Origin of the sequence: Kitasatospora sp. NPDC087861, from assembly GCF_044742585.1 — a bacterium.
GTDB lineage: Bacteria > Actinomycetota > Actinomycetes > Streptomycetales > Streptomycetaceae > Kitasatospora.
In genome coordinates this window covers 14,216-25,969 of record NZ_JBIUUS010000011.1, presented here as the reverse complement: position 1 = coordinate 25,969, position 11,754 = coordinate 14,216, and the positions used below count along the sequence as shown (strand labels likewise).

Genomic DNA, 11,754 nt, shown 5'->3' with positions numbered 1-11,754 from the left:
TCCTACAGGCTGTTCATGATGTCGTGGGCGGAGTCCTCCGCGTAGTCGAGCTCGGCGACCAGGTTGATGCCGTTCTCGCCCGCCTTGTCCACGGTTTCCTTGATCTTCTTGATCAGGTCGTCCAGGTCCTTGGTGGCCTGGTCCACCTGGCTGTGGTACTGCTTGCCGATCTCGTCGTCGCCGCCGACCTTCGTGTTGGCGTCGTTGATGCCCTTGACGTCCTGGTTGATCTTCTCGATCAGGGCCGCCAGTTCGGGGAACTCCGCGAACCGGCGCTTGAGGTCCTGGGTCTTCGCGAAGACGTCGATCTTTTCACTCATGGAACTCCTCCTGCCGGCCGGCCCGGCGGCGCTCAGCCTCGGCGTCGTCGTCGTAGCCGGGCTTCATCGCGCGCAGCGGCTCCAGCAGTTGGTCCAGGGTGCTGCCGCCGCTGAGCGAGAGCCGGAGCATGTCGCCGACGCCCTCGAAGCTCTTCATCGCCTGGATCACCTGCTCGCCCATCGCGGCCCGGGCCTCGTTGAGCAGGTCGGTGAGCAGCTTGCCGAGCTGGGCGGGCGCCATCTCCTGGTAGCCGGTGGTGTGGAAGGTCAACGCCAGGACCTGGCCCTGCGGGCCGACCTTGGCGGTGACCATCCGGTCCTTGGAGGTCACCGTCGCGGAGGACTTGGCGAGTTCGGCCTGGACGGCCTCGGCCTTCGCCTGGTGCTCGCGCATGGCCTCCATCGCCTGCCCGATCTCCTCACTCATCGAGGCGAACAGGTCGTCGGGGCCGAAGCGGTCGGTGGCAGCTGACATGGTCGTTCCTTGTCTCCGGCCGGGGCCGGCTCTCACGGGGGGGCGAGGCGGGGGTCAGCGTCCGATGACGCCGCTGACCGCGGTGCTCTCGGTGCCCCACACCTCTTCCTCCTCCGCCAGCCAGGTGGTGCGCTGGCGGTCCTTGTCCTTCTGGTTGGGCGCGCCGGCGCCCGCGCCGGGCGGCATCATCGGCGGCATGCCGCCGGTGGTGGGGACGTTCTTGCCGGTCAGCGCGTTCTTCTCGGCCTCGGCCGCCGCCTTGGCCGCGGCGGCCTTCTCGGCGGCGTCGGCGGCCTCCGCCGCGGCCCGGGCCTGGGCGGTGTTCGGGTCGCCGCCGGCGGCCATCGCCTTGGAACTCATGCCGCTGCGGCCGCCGGGCAGCAGCCCGGTGCCGGGGAACCCGCCCACGCCGAGGCCGTCCGAGTCGCCGGAGGAGCCGCCGAACGGCGAGCCGCTCGGGTGGTAGGTGCCGGAGCGGAACCCGTCGCCGCCGAGCAGGCCGTCACCGCCGCCGCCGTCGATTCCGGCGTTGACGGCGTGCCGCTGGTCGGCCAGCAGCTGGGAGAGCTCGGAGATCGGCTTGCCGTCCGGGTCCAGCAGGGTGCCGTCGGAGTCGATCCGGGAGCCGGGATCGACGACGACCGGGTTGCCGTTGCCGTCCAGCACCGGCTTGCCGTCCGGGCCGATCACCCGTCCGCTCTCGTCGATGTGCGAGCCCGGCGGGACCTTCATGTGGTCGCCCGGGCCGGTGCCGACGGTCGCCCCGTCGGGGACGGTGATCGGCTTGCCGTCCGGGCCGAGCACCGGTCGCCCGTCCGGACCGATCACCTGGTGGGTGGTCGGGTCGATGTGGCTGCCCGGCGGCACGTTGACCGGGTTGCCGTTGGCGTCGAAGATCTGCTTGCCGTTCTGGTCGAGCACCGGGACGCCCGAGCCGCCACCGCCGCCGAGCCCGGGAAAGCCCGAACCGCCACCACCGACCCCGCCGCCGAGCCCGGGAAAGCCCGAGCCGCCACCACCCACCCCGGAGGAACCGCCACCGAGGCTGCCCGGGCCGCCGCCGAGGGTGTCCTTCAGGTTCTTGTCGAGGCCGCCGGCCATGGTGTTGAAGTTGTCGTTCATCCCCTTGTTGAGGCTGTTGAGCGAGTCGTTCATGTTCTTGTTCATGTCGGACAGCTGCTTGTTGACGTCCGACGTGGGGTCGTTGACGCCCGGCGGGGTGTCGGCCGGCGGCGTGTACGGCCGCCTCATCTGCACCGTCTTGACCGGGTCGTTCAGCGCCTTGATGGCCGGGACGTACCCCTTGTCGAGACTGTCGAACGCCGTCTTGACGCCCGGGTCCAGGATGTCGGCGACGTTCTTCAGCCAGATCTCCTTGGCCCGCTGCTCGGCCTTCTTCCAGAAGTCGTCGCCGTGCGGGTCGCCCCAGGCCGTCGTGACCACGAAGTCCGGGACGCCGTAGGTGGTGGCGCCGCCGTCGAGGTTGGGCACCAGGGTGGGGGTGGCGGTGACCTTCGCCGTGGACATGCCCTCCAGCAGTGCGTCGTGGAGCGGGTTGACCGGCCAGGCGTTCCTGCTGTTGCGGTAGTTCTCCTGGGCGTTCCACATGGCCAGGACCGCCGTCCCGACCGACTCCCGGGCCGCCTTGAGCTTGCCGGCGGCGTCCCTGTCGTGGACGTCCTTGGCGAGGTCCTCCAGCTCGGCACCGAACATGGACAGCATGGTCTTGAACTGGCCCGCCGCGGTGCCCGTCCAGTCGGCACCCGGCGCCGCGATGTCGCCCGCCCACTGGTTGACCATGGGCGCCCAGGTGTGCAGCAGCTGCTCGGCGCCGTGCAGCATGTCGACGGCGGCGTCGAAGCTCCACACGCTCATGACGTCGTTCTCGTACGGCGAGTGGGCGAGCGGCATGAGCACGTCGTAGCCCTGCCGGATCCACTTCCCCAGATCGGTCGTCTCGGCCTCGAACTGCGGCCAGTTGAGGGTGCAGCCGATCACGTGGCTGTACTGCTGCCCGTCCGGGTTGATGTAGTTGAACGACCACCAGCAGTCGTAGCCCTCGCCCTTGCCGTCCGGGCTGGGCATCTTGAAGTACGCCAGGGTCTCGTACTTGTGGCTGGCGATCCACTTGACCTTGTCGTCGCCGCTGACGGAGCTGCGCTGCGTGAAGGTCGTCCGGTCGGAGCTCGAGAACACCGGCAGCGAGGATTCCCAGTTGGTGGTGGCCATCGGTGTCACAGCTCCTGGGTCGTCGGGGGCGCGGGGCGGGCCGGGGGGGGGTCCGGCCCGCCCCGCGGGTGGAGGTGACGGCGCGGGGGCCGTCGGTCGGGGCGGGTGCGGGGTACTCGGTGGGGCCTACTTGAGGCTGCTGCCGGTACCGAGGACGTCGCTGATCAGGTACATCATCTGAGCGGCCGACAGGGCGTCGTCCGCTCCGTTCTTCAGGTCCCGCTGCGCGCGTTCCAGGTCGTCGATCATCTTCTTGACCTGGTCCTCCAGCGTCTTGAACTGCTGCTCCAGGGACTTGCAGTAGTTCGTGAACGTGTCCTTGATCTTCTGGACGCTGGGCTGCACCGTGCCGGCGCCGGGGAAGAGGTGGGAGTAGTCGCCGGGTGCCGTTCCGCCGCCGATCCCCAGGACGAACTGCTGGAGCGCCACCCGGGTCGGGTGGGTCTGCAGGTCCTGCAGCATCGTGGTCAGCTTGGTGTGGGCGAAGTCGATCAGCCAGGAATCGGTGACCTTGAAGGTGTTGGCGTCATCCTTCTCCTTCTGGTCCTGCTTGTCCCGGTAGTCCTTCTCCTGCTGCTTCTTCTTCTCCTCCTCCTTCTTCTTCCACGCCTCGTCGGCCTTCTCGTCGTCGGTCATCGCGACTCACCCGGGCCTAGCTCTGGAAGTTGGAACCGGCCCGGTTGTCCGAGTCGCGGATGAGGCCGTGCACCTCGTCGAGGGCCGCGGCGGCCTTGGTGATGTCCTCGCCCATGACGGTGTCGGCGCTGGACAGCACATCGGCGTACGCCTGGCCGCCGTCGGCGTAGGTGCCGTGCAGTTCGTGACCCAGCCCCTGAGTCAGGAAGGTGCGCGTCTGCTCCATCATCTGGTGCATGAGTTCACCCTGCTGGCGCAGCAGCGCGGCGGCTTCCTCGATCTGGTGGTGGTGGAGTTCGATCCTGCCGTCGGACATCGTTGCTCTCCTTCGAAGGGCGGTGGTGGTCCCGGCCCTGACCCGGCCGGTGGGTGCGCCGGCGGTCCTGCCCGCCGGCCTGCGTCAGCTCAGGCCCTTGACGATGTCGTCGCCGACCCCGAGGCCCGAGACGACCTGGACCGAGTCCTGGCCGGCGCCCTGGATCAGGCCCGCACCGCTGGTGAGGAGTTCGTGGAACTTGCCGTACTGCGCGCGGACCTCGTCGTACTTGCGCTGCCACTCCTCCATCTTCTGGCAGAAGACGGTGCTGGCGGCGGCCTGGAAGTGCGCGTTGACCTCCTCCACGATGGCGTTGATCTGGCGCTGGGTGTCCTGCATGTGCTGGTCCTGCGACTCCACGGTCGTCAGCACGTGCTGGACGACCAACGGGTCATTGAGCATGTTGTTGCCGGCCATGCGACATCCCTTCTCTGCTGCGGGCACCGGCCGGTCGCCGGCGCCTCCGGGTGGGTCAGGGGTCCGCGGCCCGGCATAGTGAACGGACGCGCGGGCCCTCGGGTTCAGCCCCCGCAGGGGTTCGTGTCGGGGGGCGTCTCGACCACTCCGCCGCTGGTGAGAGCGGCCGGGTCGAGGCTCGGCCCGGTGGGCAGCAGGCCGAGCAGCCGGGTGGGGACGGCCGCCGGGGCGGCCTTGGTGTAGCCGAGTTGCCTGGCGGTCGCGGGTGAGGGCAGCGGGTACTTCACCCCCGCGTCCGTGACCAGGTAGAGGGTCGAGCCGGCGCCGGATCCGGTGACGGCCCGCGCCAGGGCGCCGCCGCCCGGCCGGACCACGATCCGGTCGGCCCCGTTGCAGGCCGGGGTGACGCCGGGCTGGGCGGCCGGAGGCTGTCCGGCCACCGCGGCGGCGTCCAGCAGGCCGACCGTGACCGCCGCCGGGCCGGCGGTGGGGCGCAGGTCGGCGCAGGGCACCTGCCCGCGCCCCACCGTCGCCAACTGGGGTGGACGGTTCGGCAGTTCGGCTCCCACCCAGGCGGCCGCGGCGGCGGCGGGGGCGCTGTGCGCCGCGAGGTCGGCCGGGCCGACCGGCCCGAGGGTGACGGGCGCACCGCCGTAGGCCTCCTGCTGGATGCGCGGATCGCCCTGGACGAGCCGGAACAGCGTCTCTCCGAGCGGGACGAGCCCGTCCTCGGTGAGCAGGTAGTTCTCGCCGCCCGGGCCGGTGAACAACTGGCCGATCCTGGTGGGCCGGCCGGCCAGCGCGGGGCCGGCCGCGCCCCGGCCGGGCAGTTCGGGCGCCCTGACGTCCGGGCCGACCGGAAGGGTGTCGAGGAAGCCTGCGGTCACCGGATACGGCGTGGCGCTGCCGTAGCCGAGGGCGCGCAGCCCGCCGTTGGTGGCATCCACCCGCAACCTCCGTCCCCGCCAGACGAGTTGGGGCGAACCGTCGGGTCCGGCCACCAGCACGGCCTGCTCGTCGGTGAGCGGCCGGGCGCCGCGGCGCAGGCCGATCGCCAGGGACAGCTGCGGCGCGGGCCGTGCGCCCTGCGCGGTCTGGCCGCTCTGAGCGGCCTGGCCACCCTGAGCGATCTGGGCAGCCTGGACCGCGCAGGCGGACCAGTCGGCCTGGCCGAGGTCCCGGTCGGCCGGAAGGCCGTCGGGGGCGCCGACGATGCCGACCACCGCCCCGCGCGGAACGCCGTCGAGCGAGGCCGCGCTGACGGTCGCCGACCGGAACTGGTCCCCGGCCAGCAGGCGGGCGCTGGCCTGGTTGACCACCGGGCGCAGCTGACCGCCGGCGTACAGGTAGCGGGCACCGCTCTCCTCCACCACCACCAAGGTGCCGGGCTTCTGCCAGCCGGTCGCGCCGCCGGGTTTGACGAGCCCGTAGACCCCGGCGCCGACACCGATCAGCAGGCCGACGGCGAGCCCGACCACGGCGCCGCGGGTGGTCCGGGCGACGGGGGTGTCGGGCGCGTCCGGCTCGGCGCGCAGCATCCCGGAGGAGACCCGGCTCATCACGAACAGGTGGGCCTGCACCTGGTCGCGTCTGGACTGCATGGGACCTCTTCCGGGATCGGTGGTTCGGACGGTCGGGGCGGCGGGCGGGACGTCAGCCGGCCATGCCCCGCATCAGGTGGTAGAAGCCGAGGGTCTGCAGGGCGAGCGGCAGCAGGGCGACGGCGGCCAGGGAGTGCAGCAGATCGGCGGCACGCCCCCAATAGGGCAGCAGCCGGCGGCCGGGCACCGTCCAGGCGACGACCAGCATGACCGCGGCGGCGCCCAGCAGCGCGGCGAGCAGGGCAAGCCGGTCCTGCCACTCGCCCCCCAGTCCGAACCGGCCGGCCAGCAGCACCAGCCCGTACAGGCCGGGCAGCAGCACGGCGAGGCGCTGCCAGAGACTGCCGATCTCACGGGCGTGCAGCAGGAGCAGCACGGCGAGGTCGGCGGCCGTCGCGGCCGGGCCCCAGCCGTCGGCGTCGGTCAGCAGGGTCAGGCAGGCGACGCAGACCAGCCCGATGCTGGCGAGGAAGCCGGTCAGGTAGCCGTCCGCGACGTCGCCGCGGGCGAGGACGGACTCGGCCGGGAACGGCTCGATGTCCTCCTGGAGCTCCTCGGCGTTGCGCGGCAGCGCGGGCACCCTGAGCCCCGCGATCTTGAAGGAGAGGCCCGGGGCGAAGGCCCCGGAGAGCACCGCGGCGCAAGCCAGGATCGCCGCGGAGTGCCCCGGCGGCACGTCCTGCAGGGCCAGCACGCCGGCCCCCAGGGCGACCAGGCCGGTGAACAGGACGGCGAGGAAGAACGGCGCCGAGGCGCCGGCCACGGCGAGGGCGAGCACGGCGGCCCCGGCACCGGCGGACCCGCCGGACAGCAGCCGGTCCGTGCCGTCGAGGCCGGGCACCAGGGTGGCGCCGGCGACGGCGTAGCCGATCGCGGCGGCGCCCAGGGCCGTGCCCGCGGCGGCGTCGCCCACCGTGCGGGTGGCGCCGCCGGCGCCGACCAGCAGCAGTACGGCGATCACCGCGGCGCTCGCGCAGCGCAGTTGGGCGGGGCCGGGCAGGAACAGCAGCGCCAGGCCACCGGCCAGCGCGACCAGCGCGGCGGCCACCGCGAGGTGGTGGGTGAGCGCCGGGCGCCAGGAGTCGCGGCGCTCCAGCATGCCGCTGCGCACCCCGTCGACCAGGTCGTCGAAGTGGACCGGAGGCAGTTCGGCGGTGCGCGGGCGCAGGAAGAGCTCCTGGCCGTCGCGCAGCCCGAGCGCTTCCAGCGTCAGCTCCTCGTCGAGCGGCTCCTCGCCGATCCGCTGCAGGACCCAGCCGGAGTGCTCGGCACCGGCCTCCTCGGTCTCGGCGCCCGCGTGCCCGAGCACGGCCGGAAGGAGGTCCGCCAGGGCCACGTCGGACGGCACGGCCAGCTCGAACGCCGACTCGGGCGCACGGAACCTCAGTCTGCACAGGCCGGCCACGGCTCCACCACTCATGCGTTCCCTCCTCCGGTCTGCGGGCCTTCGCCCGGCTGCACGGAAACACCGGCGGCGGCGGTTCACCGGAATCCGCACCGATTCGCTGAACCTTCCGGGACCGCGCTCCGTGCCCTGGGGCGGAGAAGTCCACGCGTGTGTGAGGAGAGGCCCGTTGAGTCAGGTCGTGGTTGAGCGTCCACCCCGGCGCTCCGGGCCGGAGATGCCGGACGGCGACATCCAGCTGCAGGAGCCACCCGGTCTGCCCGAGCCGCAGAGCGGGCTGTCCACCATGCTCACCATGGCGCCGATGGCGCTGAGCTCGCTGTCGATGGTGTTCATCTTCCTCAACCCGAACTCCTCGGGCGGCCCGCTGACGTACGTCGCGATCGGCATGATGGGCCTGTCCGCCGTCGGCATGCTGCTCACCCAGATGATCCGGGGCGAGAGCGACCGCAAGCGGCAGCTGCGCGGGGAACGCCGGGACTACCTGCGCTACCTGTCGCAGATCCGCCGCCAGGTCCGGCGTCACACCGTCAAGCAGCAGCGGGCGCTGGCCTGGCGGCACCCGGAGCCCGCCGCGCTGGCCTCGATGGTGCGCACCTCACGGCTGTGGGAGCGCCGGGCGGCCCACCCTGACTTCGGCGACGTGCGGATCGCGGTGGGCTCGCAGCGGCTGGCCGTCCGGCTCGCCCCGCTGGCCACCAAGCCGGTCGAGGACCTGGAGCCGCTGAGCGCGCACGCGCTGCGGCGGTTCATCCACGCCTACGGCACGCTGCCCGAGCAGCCGATCGCGGTCCACGTCCGCGGGTACGCGCACGTGCTGCTGCGGGTCGGCGCGGGCGAGGAGGCCGCGGGCGCTCCCGGCGGCGGTGCGGCCGGGGCCGGTGCCCCCGGCGTCGAGGCGGCCGACGCCACCGAGCCCGCCCGCGCACTGGCCCGGGCGATGGTGGCGCAGCTGGCCTTCTTCCACGCCCCCGACGAGCTGCGGATCGGCGTGGTGGCGGCACCCGAGCGGCGTGCCGACTGGGACTGGCTGAAGTGGCTGCCGCACGCCCTGCACCCGAACGAGACCGACGGCGCCGGCCCCGTCCGGCTGGTGGCCGGTTCGATGGTGGAGCTGGAGCAGCTGCTCGGCGCCGAGTTCGCCGCCCGCGGCCCCTGGGAGCCGGACGCGCAGCCCGGCCGCGAGGAGCCGTACACGCTGATCGTGGTCGACGGAGTGCGCCTGCCCACCTCCGGCCGGGCCTCGCTCGCCGGCTACCGCAACGCGACCGTGCTGGACGTTCACGACGCGCTGGAGTGGAAGCACGCCAAGCACCGGCTGCGGCTGCGGATCACCGCGGACGGCGCGCTGGAGCTGGTCGGCTCGGACCGCGACCGCAAGGACAGCATCACCGCGCTCGGCCGCCCCGACGCGTTCACCGCGGCGGCGGCCCGACGCTACGCCGCCGTGCTGGCGCCCTACCGGCTCGACGACTCCACCGACGGCGCCGAGCCGCTGGCCACCGACTTCGACCTGACCTCGCTGCTGGGGATCAAGGACCTGCACCGGCACGACGTCCGCCAGGCCTGGTCCGGCCGGTCCAAGGAGCAGCGCCTGCGGGTGCCGCTGGGCCTGGGCTCGGACGGCACCCCGGTGGACCTGGACATCAAGGAGTCCGCGCAGGGCGGCATGGGCCCGCACGGACTCCTGATCGGCGCGACCGGCTCCGGCAAGTCCGAACTGCTGCGCACCCTCGTCCTGGCCCTCGCACTCACCCACTCCTCGGAGACGCTCAACTTCGTCCTGGTCGACTTCAAGGGCGGCGCGACCTTCCTGGGCCTGGATCAACTGCCGCACACCTCGGCGGTGATCACCAACCTGGCCGACGAGGCCGCCCTGGTCGACCGGATGCGCGACGCCCTGCACGGCGAGATGATGCGCCGCCAGGAGCTGCTGCGCTCAGCCGGCAACTACACCTCGCTGCTGGACTACGAGGCGGCCCGGGCCTCCGGCGTGAAGCTGGACCCGCTGCCCACGCTGTTCGTGGTGGTCGACGAGTTCTCCGAACTGCTCGCCGCCCACCGCGACTTCATGGAGCTGTTCATCATGATCGGCCGGCTCGGCCGCTCCCTCGGCGTCCACCTGCTGCTCGCCTCGCAACGCCTGGACGAGGGCCGGATGCACGCCCTGGAATCGCACCTGTCCTACCGGATCGGCCTGCGCACCTTCTCCGCGATGGAGAGCCGCGGCGTGCTCGGCGTCCCCGACGCCTACCACCTGCCCACGCAGCCCGGCAACGGCATCCTGCGCAGCGACATCTCCACCCTGACCCGGTTCAAGGCGGCCTACGTGTCCGGGCCGTACCGCCAGCAGAGGCCCACCGCGGCCCGGCAGGCGGCGGTGGCCGGGCAGATCGTGCCGTACGGCACCGCGTACGTGGCGCCCCGGCAGCAGCCGGTGGTGGAGGTCGAGGAGCCCGAGGTGCTGGAGGAGGAGGCCACCCACACCCTGCTGGAGCTGGCCGCCGAACGCATGACCGACGCGGGCCCGCCGGCCTACCGGGTCTGGCTGCCGCCGCTGGACGTGCCGCCGACCCTCGACGAGTTGCTGCCGCCGCTCTCCCCCCACCCCGAGCACGGCCTGACCACGGACGGGTGGCCACAGCGCGGCGGGCTGTCGGTACCGATCGGCGTCGTCGACCGGCCGTTCCAGCAGCTGCGCGACCTGCTGACCGCCGACCTGTCCGGGGCGGGCGGACACGTCGGCATCGCCGGCGGCCCGCAGAGCGGCAAGAGCACCCTGCTGCGCACCCTGATCACCGGCCTGGCGCTCACCCACACCCCGCGCGAGGCGCAGTTCTACTGCCTGGACTTCGGCGGCGGCGGTCTGTCGGCGCTGCGCGACCTGCCGCACGTCGGCGGGGTGACCGGCCGGCACGATCCGGAGCGGGTCAGCCGCACCATCGCCGAGATCAACGGCATCATCGCCCGCCGGGAGCAGAGCTTCGCCCGGCTGGGTATCGACTCGGCCGCCTCCTTCCGGCGTCGCCGGGCGGCGGGCGACCCGGAGCTGGCCGACGATCCGCACGGCGACGTGTTCCTGGTCGTGGACGGCTGGAACACGCTGCGCCAGGAGTTCGGCGAGCTGGTGCAGGTCTTCGGCCTGATCGCCGGCCGCGGCCTCAACTACGGCGTCCACCTCATCGTCACCGCGACCCGCTGGGCCGAGGTGACCAGCGCGCTGCGCGACCAGCTGGGCACCAAGTTCGAGCTGCGGCTGGGCGACAGCGTGGACTCCATGATCAACATGCGGGCCGCCGCCACCGTCCCCAAGGTGCCCGGCCGCGGACTCACCGACGAGCAGCTGCACTTCCTCACCGCGCTGCCGCGCATGGACGGCGTCGGCGACACGAGCGACCTCGCCGACGGCGTCGCCGGGCTGGTGGAGGCTGTGAACGACCACTGGACCGGCCCGCGCGCCCCGCAGGTCCGGATGCTCCCGCTGATGCTGGAGGCGGCCGCGCTACCCGCCGCCGAAGGACGGCTGAGGGTGCCCCTCGGCCTGGAGGACCGCCAGATCGCGCCGCTGTGGCACGACTTCGAGGAGACCCCGCACCTCACGGTGATCGGCGACAGCGAGTCCGGGAAGACCAACCTGCTGCGCCTGCTGATCAACGGCATCACCACCGGCTACTCCCCGGCCGAGGCCCGGATCATGCTGATCGACTTCCGGCGCGGCCTGTTCGACTCCGTCCCCGAGGAGTACCGGCTCGGCTACGCCGTCGCGGTGGACGTCCTCAAGCAGGTCGTCCAGGGCGCGGCCCGGGCCATGGAGGGACGGGTGCCCGGCGGGGACATCACCCCGGCCCGGCTGAAGCTGCGGGACTGGTGGACCGGCCCGGAGCTGTTCATCGTGGTCGACGACTACGACCTGATCACCGCTCCGATCACCGGCCACCCCTTCGCCCCGCTGCTCGACCACCTCGCCCAGGGCACCGAGCTCGGCCTGCACCTGATCGTGGCGCGCGGCGCCAACGGCGCCGGCCGCTCCCTGAGCGACCCGCTGATGCGCCGCCTCCAGGAGGTCAACACCCCCGCGGTGCTGCTGTCCTGCCCGCCGAGCGAGGGCGTGCTGTTCGGCAACGTCAAGCCCCGCGAGCTGCCGCCCGGCCGGGCGCTGCACGTCACCCGGCGGCGCACCGTCCAACTGCAGACCGCACGGGTTCCCGAGCCGGAGGGGACGGAGAGCGCCTGAGATCGCCGCCGCGGGGCGGCGGGATCGGCCGGGCATCCGATGAACCGGGTGCCCGGCGATCCCGTGTAGCTGGGCGAGGTCCGCCCGAGCGGGCCCTGACGACCGACCAGGGAGGCAGACG

At 72.7% G+C, this 11,754-nt stretch carries 9 protein-coding genes; 1 reads left to right on the top strand and 8 read right to left on the bottom strand.

Annotated features, from left to right (window positions below; genetic code table 11):
* Positions 1–2 precede the first annotated feature (2 nt).
* The 8 genes from ACIOJE_RS17420 to eccD all read right to left on the bottom strand — a co-directional run bounded on the left by ACIOJE_RS17420 (position 3) and on the right by eccD (position 7,414).
* The gene (locus ACIOJE_RS17420; protein WP_280683090.1) at positions 3–320 is read right to left on the bottom strand and encodes a hypothetical protein; all 318 of its coding nucleotides are present in this window, start codon (positions 318–320) and stop codon (positions 3–5) included.
* Positions 313–795, bottom strand: a complete 483-nt coding sequence (locus ACIOJE_RS17415; RefSeq protein ID WP_280683092.1) for a YbaB/EbfC family nucleoid-associated protein — start codon at positions 793–795, stop codon at positions 313–315. Before ACIOJE_RS17415 ends, ACIOJE_RS17420 begins: the two co-directional genes overlap by 8 nt.
* Before the next feature lie 54 nt (positions 796–849).
* The gene (locus tag ACIOJE_RS17410) at positions 850–3,024 is read right to left on the bottom strand and encodes a hypothetical protein (protein ID WP_400777054.1); all 2,175 of its coding nucleotides are present in this window, start codon (positions 3,022–3,024) and stop codon (positions 850–852) included.
* A 126-nt stretch (positions 3,025–3,150) separates the two neighbouring features.
* Positions 3,151–3,660 carry a hypothetical protein gene (locus ACIOJE_RS17405; RefSeq protein WP_280683096.1) on the bottom strand — a complete coding sequence of 170 codons (510 nt, stop codon included), beginning with the start codon at positions 3,658–3,660 and terminating at the stop codon, positions 3,151–3,153.
* Between the two features lie 16 nt (positions 3,661–3,676).
* Positions 3,677–3,976: a hypothetical protein gene (locus tag ACIOJE_RS17400; RefSeq protein WP_280683098.1), complete on the bottom strand. Its 300-nt coding sequence runs from the start codon at positions 3,974–3,976 to the stop codon at positions 3,677–3,679.
* Positions 3,977–4,060: 84 nt separating this feature from the next.
* A complete protein-coding gene (locus ACIOJE_RS17395; RefSeq protein ID WP_280683100.1) occupies positions 4,061–4,393 on the bottom strand; it encodes a WXG100 family type VII secretion target in 333 nt (110 codons plus the stop codon).
* 104 nt (positions 4,394–4,497) lie between these two features.
* Complete coding sequence (gene eccB / locus ACIOJE_RS17390; RefSeq protein WP_400777053.1) at positions 4,498–5,994, bottom strand: type VII secretion protein EccB; 1,497 nt, start codon at positions 5,992–5,994, stop codon at positions 4,498–4,500.
* A gap of 52 nt (positions 5,995–6,046) precedes the next feature.
* Positions 6,047–7,414 carry a type VII secretion integral membrane protein EccD gene (eccD, locus tag ACIOJE_RS17385; protein WP_400777052.1) on the bottom strand — a complete coding sequence of 456 codons (1,368 nt, stop codon included), beginning with the start codon at positions 7,412–7,414 and terminating at the stop codon, positions 6,047–6,049.
* Positions 7,415–7,616: 202 nt separating this feature from the next.
* On the opposite strand from eccD, the gene eccCa reads away from it, so the two are divergent.
* On the top strand, positions 7,617–11,633 hold the full coding sequence (gene eccCa, locus ACIOJE_RS17380) for a type VII secretion protein EccCa (protein WP_400777246.1): 4,017 nt from the start codon (positions 7,617–7,619) through the stop codon (positions 11,631–11,633).
* The last annotated feature ends 121 nt before the right edge of the window (positions 11,634–11,754 follow it).